We start from the raw sequence: 23,589 nt of genomic DNA, 5'->3' as shown, positions 1-23,589 counted from the left end.
CCTGGAGTGGTTCCCTCATGTCCGAGAAGACTCTGACCGACGATGCCCGCGCGGGCGCCGCGGAGGCACCGCCGGTGGCCTCCTCGAAGCGGTGGTGGATCCTCGCGGTCATCGCCATCGCCCAGCTGATGGTGGTGCTCGACGCCACGATCGTGAACATCGCCCTGCCGTCCGCCCAGGCCGACCTCGGATTCTCCGACGGCAACCGGCAGTGGATCGTCACCGCGTACGCCCTCAGCTTCGCCTCGCTGCTGCTGCTCGGCGGCCGGATCGCCGACCTGTTCGGCCGCAAGACCGCCTTCCTCATAGGTGTCGTCGGCTTCGCCGCCGTGTCCGCGCTGGGAGGTGCCGCGAACGGCTTCGGGATGCTGGTGACCGCGCGCGCCCTGCAGGGTGCCTTCGGCGCGCTGCTCGCCCCGACCGCGCTCTCGCTGCTCAACACCACGTTCACCGACGTCCGTGAGCGGGCCAGGGCGTTCAGCGTCTACGGCGCCATCGCAGGTGCGGGCGGTGCGGTCGGCCTGCTGCTCGGCGGTGTCCTCACCGACACCTTCGACTGGCGCTCGACCCTGTACGTGAACGTCGCGATCGCCGTCGTCGCCTTCGCGGGCGGCATGGCCCTGCTGCACAACCACCGGGACGCCGGGAACTCCAAGCTGGACGTCCTGGGCACGATCCTGGTCGCGGCCGGTCTGTTCTCGCTGGTCTACGGCTTCTCCAACGCCGAGACGCACGACTGGGGTTCGCCGCTGACCTGGGGCTTCCTGATCGCGGGTGTCGTGCTCCTGGCGGCCTTCGCCTGGTGGCAGACCAAGGCGGCGCACCCGCTGCTGCCGCTGGGCATCCTGATGGACCGCAACCGCGCGGCCTCGCTCCTCACGGTGCTGATCTCCGCCGGCGGCATGTTCGGCGTGTTCCTCTTCCTCACCTACTACCTGCAACTGAACCTCGGCTTCAGCCCGACGAAGACCGGCGTGGCGTTCCTGCCGATGATCGGCGGTCTGATGGTGACGGCGCAGATCGGCACCCAGGTCCTGGTGCCGCGGCTCGGCCCGAAGGTCGTGATCCCGCTGGGCTTCGCGGTCTCCGCGGCCGGCATGGCCTGGCTGACCGGGATCGGCGTCGGCTCCAGCTACGTCAGCGCGGTGCTCCCGCAGCTGATCATCACCGGCCTCGGCCTCGGCCTGGTCATGCCGGCGGCCATGCAGCTGGGCACCGGCGGAGTGACCGCCGACGAGGCGGGTGTCGCCTCCGCGACGGTCAACGCCATGCAGCAGGTGGGTGGTTCGATCGGTACGGCACTGCTCAACACGCTCGCGGCGAGCGCGGCGACCAGCTACCTCTCCGGACGGAACGCGACCAGCAAGCTGGTGCAGGCCCAGGCGACGATCGAGAGCTACACCACGGCGTTCTGGTGGTCGGCCGGGATGTTCGCGGCGGGCGCGGTGATCGCCTTCCTGCTCTTCCGGCCCGGTGTGCCGGTGCAGGACCCGGACGCGGCGCCGGTCGTCCACATGTGACACACGCAGGAGCCGCAGGTTCGAGGGGCCGCCGTCAGCAGGGAGACGGCGGCCCCCGCCGTTCGTTCTCCGCCGCTCCCCGGAGCTCCCCGGGACGGGAGCGCCGGGGAGCGGCGGCGGTGCCGGAGGCGGCGGGCGGCCCCACTCCGCCCGCCCGCCCCCGGTGCGAGATCGCAGGTTCCCCGCTCCAGAGGCCGCACTCCCCAGTTACGGACCTGTTCGGCAGGCACGAGCACCGTGCGATCCCGGGTCTCAGAAGGCGAAGACGCTCGACCCGTAGGCGTCGCGCATGCAGGTGTTGCCGAAGGTGCGCTCGTAGGAGACGCGCTTGCCCTGCCAGACGCCCTCGACCGTGACCACGACGGGGTCGTAGAGCTTGGTGCACCACACGTCGCTTCTGGGCGTCAACGCGTTGAAGTCGCCACCGGCACCGCGCAGTTCGGCGCAGGCCTGGGCGGCGGCCGGGTGGGTGCCGGAGGCGGCCGGCGCACAGGTGAGGGTCACCGCGCGCTCGGGCGTGGCGGTGGCCGCGTCGCTGCCGTGGCCGGTGGTGAGCACCAGGGCCGAGGGGGCGTAGAGCGAGCTCGGGGCGGCGACGGCGGCCCCGGTCAGGGGTCCGCTGACGGCGGCGGCCGTGAGGCCGAGGGTCGCTGCCCAGCGCGCGGTGGTTCGCATTGTGTGCATCCTTCCGCTCGATTCGACGGGGTGCCGCCCTCGGCCCGGTGGGTGCCGGGGCGGCGGGCGCCACTCTGCCGACTCCGCCGTCGAAACACACATCGCACCCACAGGTTTGAGTAACCTTGCGTATTGAATCAGTGGCGCGAAGTCACGGAATTCGAGCACGTCGACCGCTCAACGGAGCGGTTCTTGATCGCTCGAAGCGGCCAGATGGCCGAATCCCCTCGCCTCGTTAATCGTCCTGAAACATTCCGCTTCCCGCTCCCGGCACACCGGGAGTCCGGCCCGTGCATACCGTCGAGTACGGTCGCCACGGCGCGTACTCGACGCGGAGAGGCGGGACGTACGGATGGCGAAGCACTGGGCGGACTTCCAGTACGAGATCTATCTCAACGGGATGACGGGGGTGGTCCCGCGGCTGCCCACCGACCTGACCCGCCTGGAGGAGCTGACCGAGCTGCGGCTCGGGCCCGGCCCGGTCGGCTACGTGGCGGGCGGCGCGGGCGACGGTTCCACCCTGCGCGCCAACCGGGCCGCCCTGGCGCGGCGCCGCATCGTGCCGCGGATGCTCCGGGACGTCGGCGAGCGGGACCTCGCCGTGCAGGTGCTGGGCCGCCCGCTGCCGGCCCCGCTGGCCCTGGCGCCCGTCGGCGTGCTGTCGATCATGCATCCCGACGCCGAGCCGGCCGCCGCCCGGGCCGCCGCCGCGCATGGCGTGCCGTTCATCCTGTCCTCGGCCTCCAGCACCCCGATGGAGCAGGTGGCGGAGGCGATGGGGGACGCCGAGCGGTGGTTCCAGCTGTACTGGGGCAGGGACCACGAGGTGACGAAGAGCTTCCTGGCACGGGCGCGGGCCGCCGGGTTCTCGGTGCTGGTCGTCACGCTCGACACGCCGCTGCTCTCCTGGCGCCCGCGCGATCTCGACCAGGCGTACCTGCCGTTCCTGCACGGCGTGGGCACCGCCAACTACTTCACCGACCCCGCGTTCCTGGCGGGGCTCGCCAAACCGGTGCACGAGGACCCGAACGCGGCCGTGCTGCACTTCCTCGGCCTGTTCGGCGATCCGAGCCACACCTGGCCCGACCTCGCCCTCCTCCGGCGGCACTGGGACGGGCCGATCGTCCTCAAGGGCGTGCTGCACCCGGACGACGCCCGGCTCGCCGCCGACGCCGGGATGGACGGGGTGGTGGTCTCCAACCACGGCGGCCGTCAGGTGGCCGGTTCGGTGGCCGCGGCCGACGCGCTGCCGCGGGTCGCCGAGGCGGTGGGCGACCGGCTGACCGTGCTCTTCGACAGCGGGGTGCGCACCGGGGACGACGTCTTCAGGGCGCTCGCGCTCGGCGCCCGGGCGGTGCTGCTCGGACGGCCCTACGTCTACGGTCTGGGCCTCGACGGACAGGCCGGCGTGGACCACGTGATCCGTTCGCTGCTCGCGGAGTTCGACCTCACCCTCGCCCTGTCCGGGCACCGCGCCCCCGCCTCGATCAGCGCGGCCGACCTGGTCGAGGAGTCCGGGTGAACAGGAGCCGTCCGGCGCGGATCCGGCGGCGCCGCGCACGGCACAGGCCTGATCACCGCACCGGCCCCGGCGACCGCCGACCACCCGTGCGACGCCGGTGACGCGAAGGTCCGCCGTCGCCGCGACGGCCCCAGGCAGCGGCAGGCGACGTCCGCCCGTCGGGGGGGCGGACGTCGCCTGCCGCGGCACCGAGGCGTGTGGCGGAAGCGGCGTCGCCGCCCGCGACGCCGTCCTAGCTAGTTCCCGGTCAGTTCCGCGGGCCGTGCCGGTGAGCCGCCCGAGCCGGCGACGGAGAGCGAGCCGGGGCTCTGGGACGGTGCCGGTGCGTCGGTCAGCCAGCGCTGGCTGCTGGTGCGGTCGCGGACCTTGACCACGATGTCGTCACCGGGGTTCACGCCGGCCGTGGCGAGGGCGAGGGTCTCGTCCCACCGGGGCAGCAGCTCGCCCTGCGCGGTCAGGTCGTAGCGGACGTCCTTGCCGCGGCCGGTGTCGGCCTCGGCGCAGGTGCCGAGGATGACCACCCCGGCGTCCGCGTGCGAGTCCAGGCACAGGCCGTCGCCGGCCACGCTGCGCAGTTCCCCGTCGCTCTCGAACGTCCACTGCTGGGTGTTGGCCGTGGAACACACCGCGAGCACGACGCTCGCCCCGGCCTTCGGCTCGCCGTTGATGTCGAGGCAGAGCTGGGCCGCCGCGTTGCGCAGCCGGGTCGCGTGGTCGGCGGAGGGCAGCCCGGCCGTCCCCGAGGTGGGCGTGGCGTCGGGCGTCGCCTCGGGGTCGGTGCCGCCGGGGACCAGTCCCGCGGTCGCGACGGCGTCGCTGCCGTCGCCGCCGCCCGACAGGGCGCTGACGGCGAGGACGGAGGCCAGCAGTCCGGCACCGGCGACACCGACACTGGTCAGCAGCGTCTTCGACGACCAGGGGCCGGGCGGGCGGCGCACCGGGATGCGGGCCAGGAGCCGGGTGCGGGCCGCGGCGCGCCGCCGGCCGCCCCCTCCGGAGCGCCGGGCGGCGCGGGTCAGCGGCTCCACCTCGCCGCCCTTGCGTCCCGGGCGTGAGTCGAGGTAGCGGCGGGCCCCCCAGCCCAGTACCGCCTCGACGAGCAGCAGTCCCAGTCCCTCCTCGACGTACCCGAGTTGCTCGGCGGCGGCCCGGCAGTAGGGGCACTGGGCGAGGTGCTCCTGGACGTCCGGCAGCAGGGCGCCGCCGCGGCGGATCGGAACGTCGAGCAGCCGGTTGTAGTAGCGGCACTCCTGGGACGGCGCGAGATCCCGGTGCGCGCGGACACAGCCTTCCCGGAATTTCTCCCGGGCGTCCTCCAGCGCCGCCGCCGCGGTTGTCGTGTCCATGCCCAGCAGACCGGCGGGTACGGTTATCGGCTCGGCCTCGACCTCGCTGTGCCAGAGCAGGCTCTGGGCGAGCGCCGGAAGGCCCAGGAATGAACGCTCCGCGAGGGCTCGGTTTTCCGGCGCCGTGGGCTTGGTGGCGCGCATACCGCGACCGCCGGCCGGTTTCCCGAGGTCGGGGAGAACCTCGGCTATTCGGTCCTCGGCGGACCAGTTGGCGACCGTGTCACGGACCGAGAGCAGCAGCCGGGGCCGGATCGCGTCGGCCGTCTCACCGAGGGCCACCCGGTCGAGGACCTGGTGGAAGGCGGCGGCCGCGACCATGTGCGCGACGGGCCCGGAGGCGGCCAGGCAGATGACCGCGTATTCCTGCACGGGCCGCCAGTGCCGGGCCATGAGGAGCGCGGCGGACCGGGAGGCCTCGATGTCGGAGCCGGCTCGCAGCGGGGCGGCGAGGGACTCGTCGGACTCCCCCGCTCCACCGCCCGGCGGCGGATAGGGCGGGCGAGGCGGATGGGGGGTGGGCACTGAACGGATTCCTTTGGTGCGGTGGTGCGTACCTCTTCGGTGCGCGGGCGGGGGGTGGGAATTCGCCGGCCGGATGTCGGCAGTGTTCCCCAACTGTCGAATTGGTCCCGGCCATTACCCCCCGCGTGGATGATTAACCCTCGCACAAGTCTCACACGAGCAACAAGGCGCCTGTACAACATCGACAGCGTTGACAGAAAGTCAGAAAGGCGGAGGTGGCTATTGCCCCTTCATGGCCGCATTCACCATTCCGCGCACCCCGTGCGAACCGCGCGCACGCACGGGTCCCGCGCGCACGCTCCCGGCCCTCCGGCCCGGGTGGTCCACTGATGACCGGCCCTCCTCGAAAGGCCCCGCGCAGAACGGCGGCTCTCCTGCGCGAAACAGGCCGCCGGCCCTGTTCCTCCCGCCCTCGGCCGGCGGCCACGGGGAGGGCCTGCGGCCCGCCCCGTCAGAGGTCGAGTCGGCTGATCCGCACCGCGCCCGAGGGCTGCCCGGGGTGGGCGCTGGTCAGGGTCAGCCGGAGCCGGGAGCCCCGTACCGCGGTGAAGGTGACGACGGTCGGGGCGTCCGAGGCGGTCGCCCACTCCACCGTCGTACCGGTCACCGGCCGGTAGGCCGTTCCGTCCCAGAACTCCACCTCCACCGACGCGGGCAGCGTGTGGGTGGCGTCCACGGTGAAGGAGACCTCGGCGCGGTCGAAGGCGCGGGGCCGCCCGAAGTCGACCGACACCCAGTCCGCGGTCCGGGCACCGCTGAACGCGGGCAGCAGGGCGGTGGCGGACTTGGCGAAGGCGTTGGACCAGCCGGTGGTGGGGTCGCCGTCGAGCATGGCGGCCGGCAGGGTGTCCGCGCGTCCGGAGTAACTGGCGTCCGCGCGGGGGTGATCCGGCGGCGCCGGAAGATCGGGGCCGAACCGGGGCGCGGGGGTGCCGGCCACCGCGCGGGCCGGGGTGGTGCGCAGGGTCGCGGTGCCCGCGCGCAGGCCGTCCACCCGTGCGGTCACCCTCAGGCGGCCCGCCTCGGTGCCGGAGCGGACGATGGCGAGCGCCTTGCCGTGGAAGGCCGTACGGGTGACGGCCTGGTAGCGCTCGGCGCTCTCCTCACGGCCGTTGTCGAGACCGGCGATCGACCCGCCGGTCACGCCGAAGGAGATGAGGTGCTCGGCGTCGGGGACCGGCACGCCGTGCGCGTCGACGATCTCGGCGGTCACGAAGACGAGGGACCGCCCGTCGGCGGCGAGGGACCCGCGGTCGGCGGCGAGGCGTACCGCGTGCGGGGCACCGGCGGTGCGCAGCACGTCGGTGGCGACCACCCTGCCGTCGCGCCGCGCGACCGCCCGCAGCTCCCCCGGCTGGTACGGCACCTTCCAGGTCAGGTGCAGCTTGCCCGCGCTGCCGTTCGGGCTGGTGTAACTGCCGGGAAAGGGGCCGGTGGTGAACGTCTTGTCGTCCCCGGTGGCCTCGGTGGTCTCCAGGTAGGTACGGCCGTCGGTGGTCGTCTTGGTGTCGAACTCCCGCACGCCCAGGGACTCCCCGTTCAGGAACAGCTCGACGGAGGGCACGTTGGCGTACGCCCACACCTCGACCGTGTCCCCGGGCTCGTGGTTCCAGGTCATCGGGACGAGGTGCACCATCGGCTCGCTCACCCACTGGCTGCGGAAGAGGTGGTACATGTCCTTCGGGAAGCCCGCGGTGTCGACGGCACCGAAGAAGGACGACTTCACCGGGAACACGTCGTACGGCGTCGGCTCGCCGATGTAGTCGATGCCCGACCACAGGAACTGGCCCGCGAACCACTTCCGGTCCCGGTCCTTCTTGTGGCCGTACTCGCCGCTCATCGTCCAGGAGGCCAGGTTGTTGTCGTAGGAGGAGGTCTCACGGCGGCCGGGGGTGTGGTTCTCACCCGTGTTGAGGTGCTCCGGCTCCTGGTAGGCGCCGCGGGTCGAGGTCTCCGAGGAGGACTCGGACTCGAAGAGGAACAGCCGCGGGTAGGCCGCGTGCAGGGCGTCCACGGACTTGGCGGTGTTGTAGTTGAGGCCGAGGCCGTCGAGCTTGGCCAGCATCAGGTCGGCGGCCGAGCCCTTGGACGGCACCCCGTGGTACTTGTTCGAGCCGATGACCACTGGGCGGGTGTCGTCGGCGGCCCTGACGGCGGCGATGATCCGGTCGGCCATGGCGAGGCCGGCGATGGAGGTGGAGTCCGGGATCTCGTTGCCGATCGACCACAGGACGACGGCGGGTGAGTTGCGGGCGGCCAGGACCATCTCGGTGGCGTCGCTCTCGCACCACTCGTCGAAGAACCTGCCGTAGTCGTACGTGGTCTTGCCGGTCCTCCAGCAGTCGAAGGCCTCCACCATCATCACGATGCCCAGGTCCTCGCAGACCTCGATCATCTGCGGCGAGGGCGGGTTGTGCGAGGTGCGGAAGGCGTTGACGCCCATCGACCTCATGATGGTCATCTGCCTGCGCACCGCGTCGGCGCTGATCGCCGCGCCGAGCGCGCCCTGGTCGTGGTGGAGGTCGACGCCCTTGATCTTGGTGTGCACGCCGTTGAGCGAGAAGCCCTCGTCGGGGTCGAAGCGGAAACCGCGGACGCCGAAGCGCGTGCGGTAGGTGTCGACGGTGCAGCCGGCGACCCGCAGTTCGGTGTGCAGGGTGTAGCGGTACGGGCTCTCGAACCCCCACAACCTGGGTTCCGCCAGCGTCAGTTCGTGCGTCTCGGCGGTCTCGCCCGAGCCGGCGACGGTGACCGTGGTGGAGGTACGGGCGACGGTACGGCCGTCCGCGTCGGCGATCCGGGAGACCACCTCGACGTCGGTGCCGTCGCCGGACTCGTCCACCACGGCCGTCCGCACCCGCACGACCGCGCGGTCGGCGGTGATGTCCGGCGTGGTCACGTACGTCCCCCAGCGCGCCACGTGCACGGGGTCGGTCATCACCAGGCGGGCCTCGCGGTAGATGCCGCTGCCCGAGTACCAGCGGCTGCTGGGCAACTGGTTCTGCACCTTGACCGCGAGGACGTTCTCGGTGCTGCCGTCGGTGTGCAGCAGCCCGGTGAGGTCGAGGGCGAAGCCGGTGTATCCGTAGGGGTGACGGCCCACCTGGGTGCCGTTGCAGTACACGTACGAGTCCATGTAGACGCCGTCGAACTCCACCGAGATCCGCTTTCCGGCACAGCCCGGCGGCAGGGTGAAGGCGAGCCGGTACCAGCCGAGGCCGCCCGGGAAGAAGCCGGTGCCGCTGGTGGTGCCGTGGTCGGTGGTCGGGGTCTGCTCGATGCTCCAGTCGTGCGGTACGGCGACCTGGCGCCAGGCCGAGTCGTCGTAGCCGGGGTCGGCCGCGTCGGCGTAGGCGCCGGTCGGGTCGGTGATGCCGCCCGGGTTGACCAGCGCGAAGCGCCAGCCGTCCCGCAGGGCGACCGTGCGCCGGCCGGTGACCTGCGAGGACGTCCCTCTCTCCGGGGCCGCCCAGGCGCCCGGTGCGCCCAGCAGGACGCCGGCCGTGGGCGCTGCCGTGGCTGCGGCCAGAACCGATCTGCGCGTGACCGTCATGGTGCGGCTCTCCCTCATCAGGGCTCAGAACTACTCACAACTGATCGTGAACAAACAGATTCTGACGGTGTGACACGTGCGGCCGTCAAGGGTCCGGACGGGTCCGGTGGTGCCTGCGGTCCCGTCGGCCGGTCCTCGTCCGGCACTCCGGACAGGGTGCCGCCCGCCCGGCCGGGCGCCGCCGCCTGCCGGTCGCGGACGGTCCCGACGCACTACGCTGAACACCAGTGGTGCACCTGTTGACTGTGAGTGTGCGCTTGGGAGTGGCGAGATGAGCCGGGTCTATCCGTTCGACGATGCGGCGACGGCCCGGGCTGTCATCGACGAGGACGGCACCCTGGTCGAGTGGAACGAGGGCGCGCGGCGGCTCCTCGGCCACCCGGCCGACGAGGTCGTGGGCCGGCCCGCCGCGCGGCTGCTCGCCGCTGACACCACACCGCCCCCACTCACCGGCGTCCGCTGGGACGGCGTCCTCGGGCTCCGCCACCGGGACGGCCGTACCCTGCCCGTCTGGCTGCTCGCCCACCACCGCACGGCGAACGACGGGCGTCCCGGCCACTGGCTGGTGGTCTCCCCGCTGGACGGCAGCGGTCCGCGCGGTCCGGACGATCCGCTGGGCACCGCGGTCCTGATGCAGTCGCCGTGCGCCGTCGCCGTCTACGACGAGCACCTGCGGCTGCGCCGCGTGAACCAGGCGATGGCCGAGGTCATCGGGCTGCCCGAGGAACACATCCAGGGGCTGCGGATCGTGGAGATCGGCGGCCAGCCGCAGAGCGAGGAACTGGAGCGGAACATGCTCCGGGTGCTGACCTCGGGACGCCCGCTGGACGTCCAGACGTACCTGCGCACCGGTGGCGAGCACCTGGCGCACGCCTGGCTGGCCCGGATGGCGCCGATCACCGACGCGGTGGGACGGGTGCGCGGGGTCTGCCTGGCCGCGCACGACTTCACCGAGCACTACCTGGCCAGGGAGCGTCTCCAGCTGGTCAACGAGGCGAGCGTACGCATCGGCAGTACCCTGGACGTCACCCGTACGGCGCAGGAACTGGCCGACGTCTGCGTCCCCGTGCTCGCCGACTTCGTCACCGTCGACCTGCTGGACCCGCCGGAGACCGGCGCCGAGCTGCCGGTGCGGCTGTCGGCGCCGGTCACGCTGCGCCGCGCCGCACACCGGTCCGTGCTGCCCGGCACCCCCGAGGCGGTGCTGAAACCCGGGCACGCCGAGTCGTACCCGGCCTTCTCGCCGCAGGCCGACTCGCTGATCGCGGGCCGCACGATCGTGGCCTCGGTGCCCTCGGGCGACATGACGAAATGGCTGACCTGGCACAAGGTGCGCGGCGAGCGGGTGCGCGAGTTCGGCGTGCACGCCTCGATGGCGGTGCCGATCCAGGCGCGCGGGGTGACCCTCGGGGTCGCGGTGCTCACCCGGCACCGGCGGCCCGACCCGTTCAGCGCGGACGACGTGCTGCTGGCCGAGGAGATCACCGCGCGGGCCGCCGTCTGCATCGACAACGCCCGCCGCTTCTCCCGCGAGCGCGAGACCGCCCTGGCCCTGCAGCGCAGCCTGCTGCCCCGGACGCTGCCGCACACCGCCGCCCTGCGGGCCGCCTCGCGCTATCTGCCCGCGGCCCGGGCCGGGGTGGGCGGTGACTGGTTCGACGTGATCCCGCTGTCCGGGCTGCGGGTGGCCATGGTGGTCGGGGACGTCGTCGGCCACGGTGTACAGGCCTCGGCGACCATGGGCCGGCTGCGGACCGCCGTACGCACGCTGGCCGACATCGACCTGGCCCCGGACGAGCTGCTCACCCACCTCGACGACCTGGTGCTGCGGCTCTCCGAGGAGCAGGGAGGTGAAGGCAGCCCCGGGGAGGTCGGCGCGACCTGCCTGTACGCCGTCTACGACCCGGTGTCCCGGCGCTGCACGCTGGCCCGGGCCGGTCACCCGCTCCCCGTCGTCCTGCGTCCGGGGGGCCGCCTCCACGAGGTGGACCTGCCCGCGGGCCCCCCGCTGGGCCTGGGCGGACTGCCGTTCGAGTCGACCGAGATCGAGTTGCCCGAGGGCACCGTGCTGGCGATGTTCACGGACGGGCTGATCACCTCCCGGCACCAGGATCCGGACACCGGTCGCCGTCTGCTCCACGAGGCGCTGGCGGCGCACGGCGACTCCCTGGACGAGACCTGCGACCGGATCCTGCATGCCCTGCTGCCGTCGGGCGGCGCGGCCGACGACGTGGCCCTGCTGCTGGCGCGCACCCAGAGCCTGCCGCCGTCCCGGGTGGCGACCTGGGACGTCCCCGCCGACCCCGCCCTGCTCGCGCGGATCCGCAAGGAGGTCGGGGAGCAGCTGGACATGTGGAACCTGAGCACCGCCGCCTTCACGGTGGAACTGGTGGTCAGCGAACTGGTCACCAACGCCCTCCGCTACGGCGCCCACCCCGTCCGGCTGCGGCTGATCCACGACCTGACCACCCTGATCTGCGAGGTCTCCGACACCAACCCCACGGCACCGCACCTGCGCCGGGCCAAGACCTGGGACGAGGGCGGCCGGGGCCTGCTGCTGGTGGCGCAGCTGACGCAGCGCTGGGGCAGCAGGCACACGGCCGAGGGCAAGACGATCTGGGCCGAGCTGGCGCTGCTCGACCAGGACGGCGGTTAGGGCCGCCTAGGCGCCGCTCGTGAGGATCACCAGTTGCCGGGTCGCCCTGGTCATCGCCACATAGCGGTCCACGGCGCCCTCGACGCCCTCACCGAACTCCTCCGGGTCCACGAGCACGACCAGGTCGAACTCCAGTCCCTTCGACAGCGCCGGGGACAGCGAGCGGACCCGGTCGCGGGCGGTGAAGTCGGGAGCGCCGATCACACACGCGATGCCCTCGGCATGGGCGGCGAGCCAGGTGGCGACGATCGTGTCCAGGTCCGACACGGCGCCGTGGACGACGGGCAGGCCGCCGGTGCGGATCGAGGTCGGCACGTTGGCGTCGGGCAGCACGGCCCGGATGACCGGCTCGGCCTCCGTCATGACCTCTTCGGGCGTGCGGTAGTTGATGCTCAGGGAGGTCAGGGTGATCCGGTCGAACCCGACCCGTTCGAGGCGTTCGCGCCACGACTCCGTGAAGCCGTGCCGGGCCTGGGCGCGGTCCCCGACGATGGTGAAGCTGCGGGACGGGCAACGCACCAGCAACATCTGCCATTCGGCGTCGGTGAGTTCCTGGGCCTCGTCCACGACGATGTGCGCGAAGGGTCCGGCGAGCAGGTCCGGGGCCGCGGTGGGCAGTTCGGACTCGTCGACGAGGCTGACCTTGGCGTCCGCGCCGCGCAGCATCCGCACCAGGCCCTCGCCGTCGTCACCGTCGGCACCCGAGTCGGCGGCGGCGCCGATCAGGTTGTCGACGACCTGCGCCATCCGCTCGCGCTGTGCGGCGAGGACGGCCTCCTGCCGCTGCCGGCGCCGGGCCGCCTGCGGGTCGCCGAGCCGCTGCCGGGCCGCGTCCAGGAGGGGCAGGTCGGACATCGTCCAGGCCTGCGGGTCGGCGCGCCGCAGCTTCCGCACGTCGTCCGGGCCGAGCCAGGGGGCGCACATCCGCAGGTAGGCGGGCACCGACCAGAGGTCCCCGACCAGGTCGGCCGGCTCCAGCAGGGGCCACGCCCCGTGCAGGGTGTCGACCAGCTCGCCGTCCTGCCGGATCGACGCGCGGAACTGCTCGGGCGTGACGTCGTCACCGGCATACCTGTCCAGCAGGATGGCGGCCAGCTCGTCCCAGATCTGGTCGCGGGCCTCGTTGTGCGGGGTGCCCGGCCCGGGGGCGCGAAAGGCGTCGGCCCAGTCGTCGGCGGTGAGCCGCAGGTCGCCCCAGTCGGTGCTGACCGTCGTCCCCTCGGCGGGCGGCTCCTCGTAGAAGCGGACGGCCGTCTCGATCGCCCGCACCATGTCGGCGGACGCCTTCAGCCGGGCCACCTCGGGGTCGGACTCGGGTACCGCGCCGGCTCCCTCGTCGACGAGGTCGGCCAGGACGCAGGTCGCCACGCCCTCCTCGCCGAGGCTGGGCAGCACGTCGGAGACGTAGTTGAGGTAGGGCCGGTGCGGGCCGACGAACAACACCCCGCCGCGCCGGTGTCCGAGGCGGGGGTCGGCGTACAGGAGGTGGGCGGTGCGGTGCAGGGCGACGACGGTCTTGCCGGTGCCCGGGCCACCGTCGACGACGAGGGCGCCCCGGGAGCCGGCGCGGATGATCGCGTCCTGGTCGGCCTGGATGGTGGCGAGCACGTCGCGCATCCGTGGTGACCGGTCGGCGCCGAGGCTGGCCACGAAGGCCGACTGGTCGTCGAGCGCGGCATGCCCTTCGAGTCCGTCGGCGGTGAACACCTCGTCCCAGTAGTCGCTGATCCGGCCGTCCGTCCACCGGTACCTGCGCCGGCTGCGCAGCCCCATCGGGTCGGCGTGGGTGGCCGCGAAGAACGGTTCGGCCGCGGGGGACCGCCAGTCGACCAGCAGCCGGCGGCCGTCGCCGTCGGTGAGACCGAGCCGGCCGACGTAGACGGGCTCGGGGTCGTCGGCGCGGACGAAGTGCCCGAGGCACAGGTCGAGGCCGAAGCGGCGCAGGGTGCGCAGCCGTCCGGACAGCCGGTGGACCTCGTTGTCCCGGTCCATCGCGGCCCGCCCGGTGCCGCCCGGCGCCCTGAGCTCGGCGTCGAGGCGGTCGGACAGCTCCGCGATCGACTGCGCGAGAGAGTCGGCGACGGCCGCGAAGTGCCGCTCGTCATCGGCGATCAGTGCCGGGTCGGCCTTGGCGGAGAGACGTTCGGGCAGGGCGAAGGCACGGGTGGTCAGGGGGGTCACTGCATCAGCTCCGTGGGAGGCGTTACGACCGGTGGGGCCGCCGACGGATGGTTGCGGCCGGTCGTGACTGCGGGTGCGTGGGGGTTGCTCGCGCAGTTCCCCGCGCCCCTTACGGGGCGCCGGGACACGGCGGGAGTCACGCGTGGGCGGGGGCGAACACGTGGGGGTGAAGGGGTGGAGGGGGGCCGCGCCGGGCTCGGGGCCCGGCGGCCCCCTGTTCAGGCACGTACGGGTTCAGGCGCCGTCCAGCAGCAGCCTCGCCGCCACCGTCGCCCCGTCGGTGCGCATCGTGCGGGCCACCTCGGCGGCGCGGGTGCGCGTCCCGGGGGCGAGGGCTTTCGCGAGGGCGGTCGAGAGGGACTCGACGGTCGGGGTCGGGCCGTCGTGGGCCGCGCCGATGCCCAGTTCGGCCACCCGGGCGGCCCAGTGCGGCTGGTCGACGATCTGCGGGACGACCACCTGGGGCGTCCCGGCCAGGGCCGCGGTCGTCGTCGTGCCCGCGCCGCCGTGGTGCACGACGGCCGCCACCCGGCGGAACAGCGCCTGGTGGTTGACCTCGCCGATCACGAAGCAGTCGGCCCCGTCGTCGGCCGCGGCGAGCCCCGCCCAGCCGTGCGCGACGAGCACCCGCCGCCCCTGGGCCCGTACCGCCTCGACGGCCACCTTCGCGGCGTCCGGCGCGCCGCGCAGCGCCATGCTGCCGAAACCGACGTACACCGGCGCCTCACCGGCCGCCAGGAACGCCGACAGGTCCTCGGGCAGCGGACGTTCGTCGGGCAACACCCACGCCCCGGTCTGGACGAGGTCGAGGTCCGTGAGGTCCTGCCAGGGACCGAGCACCGGGTCGGCCGCCAGCCACGCCCGGCCGGTGAGGATGTGGTCGCGGACGTTCTCGACGGGCGGCAGGCCGATCGCCGCCCGGTGGGTGTTGAGCGCCTCGCCGTACAGCGCGTTCACCTTCTCGCCGTCCACCTTCCACAGGGTCCGCAGGTCGGCGTCCGGCGGGGCCGGACGCCCCGGCCGTCCGACCGGCCGGAAGTGCGAGGACGGCATGCCGAACGGGTGCGGGCAGGCGAACACGTACCGGATGCCCAGCTTCTCCGTCACCGACCGGGCACCGGCCGGCATCAGCCCGCTCGCCACCAGCGCGTCACACCCCTCGGCCGCCGGGGCGACCGTGTCGAAGTGCGCGGCGACCAGCTCGGGCGCGAGCTTGAAGGCGTCCTCGGGCGACGGGTTCGGCCTGGTCACCAGGGCGCGCACGGACGGCCCGAACGGTACGTGCGTCACGCCCGCGCGGGCCAGCAGCTGCGCGAACTCCTCGTCCGGCGGCGCGCACACCCGTACCTCGGCGCCGAGGGAGCGCAGCGCCGCCCCCAGTCCCGCCAACGGCTCGACGTCCCCGCGCGACCCGTATCCCATCAACAGCGCACGCATGTCGCGTATCCCCCTGAAAACCGCAGTTCCTGGTATCGGCCTGCGATTCTGCGGGACGAGGGGGGCCTTGCCGCAAGCCCCCCGGTGCGCTATACGTTGAAAAGGGAAAGGGGCCGCACGGATGCGGCCCCTCACTGCTGTCAGGTCACGGTGCGCTCAGCCACGGCCGGACCTGCTTGCGTGCCTCGTGCAGCCGCGACTTCAGCGTCCCCAGCGGAATGCCCACCCGCTCCGCGACCTCGGCGTAGTCCAGCTGGCAGATGTCCCGGTAGACGAGCGGCGCGACCAGTTGCGGGTGCTCCCGCTCCAGCCGGTCCAGCGCCTCCAGCAGGTCGATGCGGGATCCCGCGATCACGCTGGTGGTGCGCGGGTCGACGTACTGGGCGGGTTCGATGGCCGCCGGTTCCTCCGCCGCCCGCCGCTTCAGGTCCCGGTACTTCTGCCGGGAGCAGTTGGCGACGACCGTGTAGAGCCAGGTGCTGAACCTGCTGCGACCCTCGAAGGTGGAGATCTTCCGGGAGATCTGCAGCAGCACGTCCTGGGCCGCTTCCTCGGCGTCCTCACGGCACGGCAGGAAGCGTCCGCAGCGCCGTACGACGTCGGGCCGGACCTCGGTCAGCAACTGGTTCAGGGCCCGCTGGTCGCCGGCGGCGGCCCGCCGGGCGAGGTCTTCGGTCAGCGCGGCGTCCGGCACGGGAGGTCCCCCTCGAAGTCGATCTCAGGCCAGGCATGATAGTCGTATGCAACCCCTGGAGCGGATCGGCCGCTATCGCCTCGAACGGCGCCTGGGCACCGGCGCCTTCGGGACGGTCTGGCTCGCCCACGACGACCAGCTGGACGCCCCGGTCGCGGTGAAGGTCCTCGCGGACAACTGGTCCCACCGTCTCGACATCCACGACCGTTTCCTGTCCGAGGCGCGGCTGCTGCGCCGGGCCGACTCCAAGCGGGTGGTGCAGGTCTACGACATCGGTGAACTCCCCGACGGACGGCCGTACTTCGTGATGGAGTACGCCGACGCGGGCACCCTCGCCGAGCTGCTCGCCGGCGGCCCGCTGCCGGTGCCCGACGCGCTGCGGCTGACCGCGCTGGCGGCGCGCGGCGCGGCCGACCTGCACGAGGCGGGGATCGTGCACCGGGACATCAAATCGACGAACGTGCTGCTGCGCACCGCGCCGGACGGCACCCGGCGGGTGCTGCTGGCCGACCTGGGGCTCGCGAAGAGCCTGGCGCAGGCGTCGGGGCTCACCCTGGCCGCCGGCTCGGCGGGCTACCAGCCGCCGGAGCAGGCCCAGCCGGGCGCCGGCATCGACGCCCGCGCCGACATCTACTCCCTGGGGGCGGTGGGCTACGAGCTGGTGACCGCGACGGTGCCGGGCGCGCCCGGCCGGGTGGTGCGGCCCGACCGGCTGCGGCCGGACCTCGGAGAGGACGTGCAGCGGGCGCTGATGCGGGCCCTGGAGCCGGACCGGCAGCGGCGCTGGCCCACCGCGCACGCCTTCGCGGACGAGCTGGACCGGCTGGCGGACCGTTCGGCGGCCCGCCGGCCGAGGCGGCTGGACGGGGTCCGCCGGCGGCTCAACGCGGTCACGCTCACGCTGGCCGCGGTCCTCGCGGCGGGCGGCACGGCGGTCGCGGTCACCCTGGTGCAGCGCGGCGGGACGGCGGGCGACCAGACGCGGGTCGCCGACTCGACCGGGCGCGTGGTCGCCGAGGTGCCCTCGGGGTGGGCGGCCGAGCTGCGGGACGCCGGCTGGAACCCGGGGGCCCTGGGGCTGGCGTCGGGTCACGAGCCGGGCCTGGAGGTGGCCGACGACGTGTCCGCGTGGCAGGACCTGACGACCGCGGTGAACGGCGTCTTCATCGGCCTGAGCGAGCACGGGGACGTCGCCGCCAAGGTGACCGCGCTGACCCATTCGGGCTGCCGCTACGAGGGCAGCCGTGCCTTCACCGGTACCTCGTGGAAGGGCCGGGTGCGGACCTGGAGCGACTGCTCCGGCGCGGGCGGCTCGATCCAGGAGGCGGCCCTCGGTCCGGCCGGCGGGGGCGCCCGGCCCCAGGTGTACGTGCAGGTGCGGCAGAAGGGCGCCGCCGACAGCAGTACCACGGACGGCATACTCCGCTCGCTGCGGGTCACCTGACCCGATGAATCCGCGGCGTGCCCCCGAACTTTTCCGTCGCCGGTCCCATCGGATGGGGTGGACGGCGCACGGAGCGCCCCGGGGCACGTCCCGTACGCGTGCTCATGACATCCAGGAGTGGTGAGACAGATGGCGTACACGTCCCAGTCCTTGCGGCGCGGGGCGGCCCTGCTCGCGAGCACGGCCGCCGCCCTGGGCCTGCTGACCGCCTGCGGCAGCGGCGGCCAGGGCAGGTCCCCGGAGTCGGTGTCGGGCACCGCCGCGCCCGCGACCGGCAGCGCGGCCGGTTCGGCCGGCTCGGGCACCGCTTCCGTACCGGCCGGCACCAAGGCCTCGCCGACCTCGCGGAACACCGGCGCGGCGACCGGCGGGCCGGCGACCGGGGCGTCGCAGGGCGGCACCACCACCGCGTCAGGTACCCGCTGCCACACGTCCGAGCTGACCGCCTCGGTGGGCGGCAACGACCCCGGGGCCGGTCAGGAGAACTTCCCGATCGTGCTCACCAACACGTCGTCCCGGACCTGCACCGTGCGCGGCTATCCCGGCGCCGCCTTCGTGGACGCGTCCGGCGCCCAGCTCGGCCCCGACCCGCAGCGCGAGCCCGGCGTCACCGCGACGACGGTCACGCTCAGGCCGGGCGGGAGCGCCTGGGCGGGGCTGACCTTCTCCAGCCCGGACATCAGCGGCGCCAGGACGGCGACCCCCGCCTCGCTGGTCGTCACCCCGCCGGACGAGAAGGACTCCCTGAAGGTGGCGTGGAAGGGCGGCCCGGTCCCGGTGTCCGGGAACGCCTCCTCGGTGCGCCTGAACGTGTTCAGCGCCGGCACCGGCGCCTGACCACCCCCTGACCGGACCCCGCCGCCCCTCCCCCCCGGGGGCGGCGGGGTTCGCCATGTCCGGCCCCCGACTGTCACAGACGTGCAACACGCGCGGCCGCCTCCGATCTTTTCCGCCGGACCGCCCATCGAACCCGACGACCACGCAGAAGGCGGCTCCACGAGGGGCCGGCACGACGGAATCGGGGCGGACATGAGCGGCATCTCTCGCAGGCGGGTGCTGACGGCGGGCGCGACGGCGGGGGCCCTGGGAGCCCTCTCCGCGTGCTCGAACGGCACCTGGTCGCTGGGCGGCAGCGGTTCGGCCGAGGGCGTGAAGGACGGCGGTGCGAACGGCAGCGCCCCGGCCAGGCCGCTGAAGCTGATCGGCGACGGCTCCACCGCCGACACCGGCGCCCAGCCCCACCAGCCGAAGGCCGACCGCCTCGCGGCCGGCGCCAAGCCGCCGCAGTTCGTGGTGTTCTCCTGGGACGGCGCGGGCGAACTCAGCAACCAGCTGTTCTCCCGCTTCCGCAAGGTGGCCGCCGACCACGGCGCGAAGATGACGTTCTTCCTCTCCGGCATCTACACGCTGCCGGAGGCCCGGAAGGATCTCTACCGCCCGCCGCGGCACGCAGTCGGCGCCTCCGCGATCGGCTACCTCGCCGACCGGCACATCCACGCCACGCTCCAGCAGGTGCGGGCCGCCTGGCTGGAGGGCCACGAGATCGGCACCCACTTCAACGGGCACTTCTGCGGCCCGGACGGCGTGCGCAACTGGTCTCCCGCCGAGTGGCGCAGCGAGATCGACCAGGCCGTGGACTTCGTCACCAGGTGGAAGACGAACACCGGCTTCACCGACCTGGAGCCGCTGCCCTTCGACTACCGCAAGGAGCTGGTCGGCGGCCGTACCCCGTGCCTGGAGGGTCAGGCCAATCTGCTGCCCACCGCGGCCGCGCTCGGCTGGAAGTACGACGCCAGCTCCCCCGGCGGCCTGCAGGTCTGGCCCGGCAAGGTGCAGGGCAACCGCATCTGGGACTTCCCCCTGCAGTCCATACCCTTCCCCGGACACTCCTTCCAGGTCCTGTCGATGGACTACAACATGATGTACAACCAGTCCGCCGGCAACCCGCTGGGCGACAAGGCCCGGTACGACGCCTGGCGCATCCAGGCCCGGGACAGCTACGTCGCCGGGTTCGAGCGGGCGTACTCCACCAACCGGGCGCCGTTCTTCATCGGCAACCACTTCGAGCGCTGGAACGGCGGCATCTACATGGACGCCGTCGAGGAGGCCATCGGCCGGATGGCCGACCACGACGACGTGCGGTTCGTCTCCTTCAAGCAGCTGGTGGCCTGGCTGGAGGCGCAGGACCCGGCGGTGCTGCGCAAGCTGCGCACGCTGAACCCGGGGCAGGAGCCGACGGGCGGCTGGGGCGAATTCCTGGGCGCGGCGGGTAACCGGTCCTCGTAACCTCGGTCTGCTTTCATGAGCGGGCCGCACTTGATCACGTCCTGAGGAACGCGCCCTGAACACCCCGCTCGCCGAAACCCTGTCCGTCGTCCTCCTCGCCGCCGTGCTCGCGTGGGCCGTGATCCGGCCGCGCGGCCTGCCGGAGGCGGTGCTCGCCGTGCCCGCCGCGGGCATCGTGATCGCCACCGGGGCGATCTCCCTCGACCATGCCCGGGCGGAGGCCGAGCAGCTGGGCCCGGTCGTCGGTTTCCTCGCCGCCGTCCTGGTGCTCGCCCACTTCTGCGACGTGGAGGGGCTGTTCCAGGCCTGCGGGGCGTGGATGGCCCGCTGGTCGGCGGGGCGGCCGGTGCGGCTCCTGACGGCGGTGTTCACGCTGGCGTCGGTGATCACGGCCGTCCTCAGTCTGGACGCGACGGTGGTGCTGCTGACACCGGTGGTGTTCGCGACGGCGGCCCGGTCCGGGGTACGGGCGAAACCGCACGTCTACGCCTGCACACACCTGTCGAACACCGCCTCGCTGCTGCTGCCCGTGTCCAACCTGACGAACCTGCTGGCGTTCGCGGCCAGCGGGCTGAGCTTCACCCGCTTCGCGGCGCTGATGGTGCTGCCCTGGCTGGTGGCGATCGGCGCGGAGTACCTGGTGTTCCGTAGGTTCTTCGCCAGGGATCTGTCCTCGGCGGCCCCGGGTTCGAAGGACACCGGCGAGCCGCCCCGGCTGCCGGTGTTCGCGCTGGTGACGGTCGGCTGCACGCTCGCCGGGTTCGTGCTCGCCTCGGCGCTGGGCATCGACCCGGCGTGGGCCGCGTGCGCGGGTGCGCTGGTGCTGGCCGGCCGTGCGCTGGTGCGGCGGCGGGCGACCCCGCTGACGGTGGTGAAGGCGGCGTCGCCCGCGTTCCTGGCGTTCGTGCTGGCGCTCGGGATCGTGGTGCGGGCGGTCGTCGACAACGGACTCGCCGACGCGCTCGGACGCGTCCTGCCGGGCGGGAGCTCACTGCCCGCGCTGCTCGGCGTCGCCGCGCTCGCCGCCGTGCTGGCGAACCTGATCAACAACCTGCCGGCGGTGCTCGTGCTGCTGCCGCTGGCCGTGCCCGGCGGCCCCGGAGCGGTGCTCGCCGTACTGCTCGGGGTGAACATCGGGCCGAACCTCACCTACGCCGGGTCGCTCGCGACGCTGTTGTGGCGCAGGATCGTGCACCAGCACGACCACGGCGTGGACCTCGGCGAGTTCACCCGGCTGGGGCTGCTCGCCGTGCCGGCCGCGCTGTGCGGGGCCGTGGTGGCACTGTGGGGGGCGCTCCAGCTGGTCGGTGCCTAGACAGGAGGGCCATGGAGATGCGGGTGATCGTCTGGCTGGTCGAGGGGACCTGGCCGGTCTGTGTGGACGCGGCGCGCGAGCATGCGCGGGCGGCGTCCGAGGTGGTGCTGCTGCATGTGACCGAGCCGGGGGTGGCCGGGCTCGCGCACGGCGCGTTCTCGGGGCTGCTGGGCCGGGCGGGCTCGGGACCTGACCCGGAGCGGCGGCTGGTGGAGCTCGGCGGCAAGTCCGCGGTGGAGCTGCTCGACGCGGCCGAGGCACGGCTGGGGCTGCCGTGCACCCGGCTGGAGCGGACCGGACGGGTCGAGCGGGAGGTGGTGGCCGCCGCCGAGGGGGCCGGTCTGCTGATCGTCGCCCGGGACGGCGACCGGTCCCGGCTCGGGCCGCACAGCCTCGGCAGGGCGGCCCGATTCGTCGTCGACCACGCGCCCTGCCCGGTGCTGCTGGTGTGGCCGGAGGGTGCGCCGGACCTGACGACGATGCCGCCCGCGCCGCCGCACCACCACTGAGGCCGCCGCCTCAGCGGTGCTGGCGACCGCCGTAACCGCCTCCGTAGCCCCAGCCGCCGCCGTACTGACCGCCTCCGTACTGGCCGCCTCCGTAGCAGTGACCCGGGTACTGCGCGCACGGGTTGTCACCGGCGGTGGTGTCCGACGGTGCCGGCCGTGCGGTCGGCCATGACGCCGAGGGGGCGGGGGTCGGCGCGGCGGGCCCGGCGGCCTCGGCCGTCGGGGTCCGGGACGCGGTCGGGCCGGGCGTCGGCGTCGGGCTCGTTTCGGCGTCCCAGTTGACGATCTGCATCTGCAGGTCGGGCTGCGAGGTGTCCATCACCCAGCGCTGCGCGCCGGCGTTCGCCCGGGTCTTGACGACCAGGGAACCGCCGCCGTCGGTGGCCGCCGGGGCGAGCGCCAGGTCCTGGTTCCAGCGCGGCACCAGGGCGCCCTGCAGGGTGAAGTCGTAGCGGACGCTCCGGGCTCCGGACCCGGTGGCGGCCGAGCACGGGGCGAGCCGCACGGAGTAGCCGAGGTGCGAGTCGAGGCACAGGCCGGGGTCGGCGCCGTTGCGCAGCCGCCCGTCGGTCTCGTACGTCCACTGCTGGCTGGCGACCGACGAGCATGCGGCGAGTTCGGTCTCGGCGCCCTTGACGGCCTTCTTGCCGACCACGGCGATGCACAGGCCCGAGGCGACGTTGTGCAGCCGGCCGCGCAGGGTGCCCTGGGTGGCCTGGCCGGCACCGGCCCAGGAGGAGCCGGAGGTGGAGCTGCCGTTGCCGGGCCTGGCGGAGGGCCTGGGCGCGGCCGTACCGGAGTCGTCACCGGTGCCGAGCACCGCCCACAGCACCAGAGGCAGGACGACCAGGCCGCTCACGGTGCCGACGGCCACCGTGAGGTTGCGGCGGCGCGCCCGGCGGGCGGCGCGCTGCTGGGCGCGCCGGGTGGCGCCGGGGTGCACCACCAGGTCCTTGCCGGCGGCCGCCGCGGGGGCGAAGGCCTCGCCGCCCGCGAAGGCGTCCTCGGGTACGGGCGCCGGTTCGGCGGGCTCCCCGGCGAGGCCGGCCCGGGACTCCACGTAACCGCGGGCGCCCCAGCCGAGCACGGCCTCCGCCAGGGCGAGGCCGAGGCCGCCGTTGAACCGATGGAGCTGGTCGGCGGTGTACCGGCAGTGCCGGCAGCCGTTCAGGTGCTGCTGGAGGTCCCGGTCGACGTCCGTCCCGCCGCGCCGGAAGGTCACGTCGATCATCCGGACGTATCGCTGGCACTCGTCCTCGTGGGCGAGTTCGCGGTGCACCTGGAGGCACTCCTCGCGCAGTCGCTCACGGGCCCGGCGCAGTTCGACCCGCGCGTCCTGCTCGTCGAGGCCCAGCAGTGCGGCGGGCGTCGACAGCGGTTCCGACTCGACCTCGGTGTGCCACAGGACGGCCCGCGAGGACTGGGTCAGGCGCTGGAAGGCACGGGAGAGCAGCCGCCGGTTCGCGGGCGGGAGCAGCCGGGCGGCGGCCCGCTCGCCGGTGCCCGCGCGCAGTTCGGGGTGCAGGAGTTCACCGCGGCCGTCGTTGTCCCATTCGGCGGCGATGCGGCGGACCGTCACGAGCAGCTGGGGTCGCCAGGCGGCGGTGGGGCCGGCCTGGCGCAGGGACTCGCCGAAGAGCCGGGTGAACGCGGCGGTGGTGAGCATCCCCGCGCCGCGCGTCCCGTCGGTGCACAGACGGGCGTAGGCGAAGGCCGCTTCCCAGTGCCGGTCGAGCAGTTCCCCGACGGGGTGCAGGGCGGGCGCGGTACCGGTCCACTGCTTCAGCTCGGAGCTGAGCTGCTCGTCGGTGACGTCGAACGGCCGGGCGGGGGAAGGGGAATTCCCCAGGCCTGCGTCATTCACGGCTGCATTCCTTCCAGACGCAACGCGGGATGCGGTGCATACCGTCGGGTATGCGACCGGCA

At 73.5% G+C, this 23,589-nt stretch carries 15 protein-coding genes; 8 read left to right on the top strand and 7 right to left on the bottom strand.

Going from position 1 to position 23,589, the window contains the following annotated elements; all coding sequences use genetic code 11:
• Positions 1-17: 17 nt before the first annotated feature.
• Positions 18-1,520, top strand: a complete 1,503-nt coding sequence (locus ACZ3KP_RS03740; protein ID WP_467496018.1) for an MFS transporter — start codon at positions 18-20, stop codon at positions 1,518-1,520.
• A 252-nt stretch (positions 1,521-1,772) separates the two neighbouring features.
• Here ACZ3KP_RS03740 and ACZ3KP_RS03735 read toward each other — a convergent pair whose 3' ends face one another.
• A complete protein-coding gene (locus ACZ3KP_RS03735) occupies positions 1,773-2,195 on the bottom strand; it encodes a subtilase-type protease inhibitor (RefSeq protein WP_467496016.1) in 423 nt (140 codons plus the stop codon).
• A gap of 352 nt (positions 2,196-2,547) precedes the next feature.
• Between ACZ3KP_RS03735 and ACZ3KP_RS03730 the strand changes: the two genes are divergently transcribed.
• Positions 2,548-3,717, top strand: a complete 1,170-nt coding sequence (locus ACZ3KP_RS03730; RefSeq protein ID WP_467496015.1) for an alpha-hydroxy-acid oxidizing protein — start codon at positions 2,548-2,550, stop codon at positions 3,715-3,717.
• Between the two features lie 236 nt (positions 3,718-3,953).
• On the opposite strand, the gene ACZ3KP_RS03725 is transcribed toward ACZ3KP_RS03730, so the two are convergent.
• Entirely contained in the window at positions 3,954-5,588 is a 1,635-nt protein-coding gene (locus tag ACZ3KP_RS03725; protein ID WP_467496014.1) for an RICIN domain-containing protein, read from the bottom strand.
• 451 nt (positions 5,589-6,039) lie between these two features.
• The gene (locus ACZ3KP_RS03720; RefSeq protein WP_467496012.1) at positions 6,040-9,141 is read right to left on the bottom strand and encodes a glycoside hydrolase family 2 TIM barrel-domain containing protein; all 3,102 of its coding nucleotides are present in this window, start codon (positions 9,139-9,141) and stop codon (positions 6,040-6,042) included.
• Between the two features lie 271 nt (positions 9,142-9,412).
• On the opposite strand from ACZ3KP_RS03720, the gene ACZ3KP_RS03715 reads away from it, so the two are divergent.
• Positions 9,413-11,797 (top strand): SpoIIE family protein phosphatase, encoded by a 2,385-nt coding sequence (locus tag ACZ3KP_RS03715; protein ID WP_467496010.1) that lies wholly within the window; start codon positions 9,413-9,415, stop codon positions 11,795-11,797.
• A 6-nt stretch (positions 11,798-11,803) separates the two neighbouring features.
• On the opposite strand, the gene helR is transcribed toward ACZ3KP_RS03715, so the two are convergent.
• The 3 genes from helR to ACZ3KP_RS03700 all read right to left on the bottom strand — a co-directional run bounded on the left by helR (position 11,804) and on the right by ACZ3KP_RS03700 (position 16,109).
• Positions 11,804-13,978, bottom strand: coding sequence for an RNA polymerase recycling motor ATPase HelR (helR, locus tag ACZ3KP_RS03710; RefSeq protein ID WP_467496008.1), 2,175 nt, complete (start codon positions 13,976-13,978; stop codon positions 11,804-11,806).
• Between the two features lie 234 nt (positions 13,979-14,212).
• Complete coding sequence (locus ACZ3KP_RS03705) at positions 14,213-15,415, bottom strand: glycosyltransferase (protein WP_467496006.1); 1,203 nt, start codon at positions 15,413-15,415, stop codon at positions 14,213-14,215.
• Positions 15,416-15,560: 145 nt separating this feature from the next.
• Positions 15,561-16,109 (bottom strand): RNA polymerase sigma factor, encoded by a 549-nt coding sequence (locus tag ACZ3KP_RS03700; protein ID WP_132894297.1) that lies wholly within the window; start codon positions 16,107-16,109, stop codon positions 15,561-15,563.
• Positions 16,110-16,155: 46 nt separating this feature from the next.
• Here ACZ3KP_RS03700 and ACZ3KP_RS03695 point away from each other — a divergent pair, with 46 nt between their 5' ends.
• The 5 genes from ACZ3KP_RS03695 (at position 16,156) to ACZ3KP_RS03675 (ending at position 21,663) form a co-directional block, all read left to right on the top strand.
• Positions 16,156-17,553 (top strand): serine/threonine-protein kinase, encoded by a 1,398-nt coding sequence (locus ACZ3KP_RS03695; protein ID WP_467496004.1) that lies wholly within the window; start codon positions 16,156-16,158, stop codon positions 17,551-17,553.
• Positions 17,554-17,682: 129 nt separating this feature from the next.
• Positions 17,683-18,390, top strand: a complete 708-nt coding sequence (locus ACZ3KP_RS03690) for a DUF4232 domain-containing protein (RefSeq protein ID WP_467496002.1) — start codon at positions 17,683-17,685, stop codon at positions 18,388-18,390.
• Between the two features lie 192 nt (positions 18,391-18,582).
• The gene (locus tag ACZ3KP_RS03685; RefSeq protein ID WP_467496000.1) at positions 18,583-19,839 is read left to right on the top strand and encodes a polysaccharide deacetylase family protein; all 1,257 of its coding nucleotides are present in this window, start codon (positions 18,583-18,585) and stop codon (positions 19,837-19,839) included.
• Positions 19,840-19,894: 55 nt separating this feature from the next.
• Complete coding sequence (locus ACZ3KP_RS03680; RefSeq protein ID WP_467496767.1) at positions 19,895-21,154, top strand: arsenic transporter; 1,260 nt, start codon at positions 19,895-19,897, stop codon at positions 21,152-21,154.
• A 17-nt stretch (positions 21,155-21,171) separates the two neighbouring features.
• Positions 21,172-21,663 carry a universal stress protein gene (locus tag ACZ3KP_RS03675; protein ID WP_467496765.1) on the top strand — a complete coding sequence of 164 codons (492 nt, stop codon included), beginning with the start codon at positions 21,172-21,174 and terminating at the stop codon, positions 21,661-21,663.
• A 10-nt stretch (positions 21,664-21,673) separates the two neighbouring features.
• Here the strand turns inward: ACZ3KP_RS03675 and ACZ3KP_RS03670 are convergent, their stop codons facing one another.
• Positions 21,674-23,527, bottom strand: coding sequence for an RICIN domain-containing protein (locus tag ACZ3KP_RS03670; protein WP_467495998.1), 1,854 nt, complete (start codon positions 23,525-23,527; stop codon positions 21,674-21,676).
• Positions 23,528-23,589 lie beyond the last annotated feature (62 nt).

Source organism: Streptomyces sp. NPDC020958 (assembly GCF_055562175.1).
The sequence above is the reverse complement of the archived record's forward strand: the minus strand, read 5'-3'. Positions and strand labels throughout refer to the sequence as shown.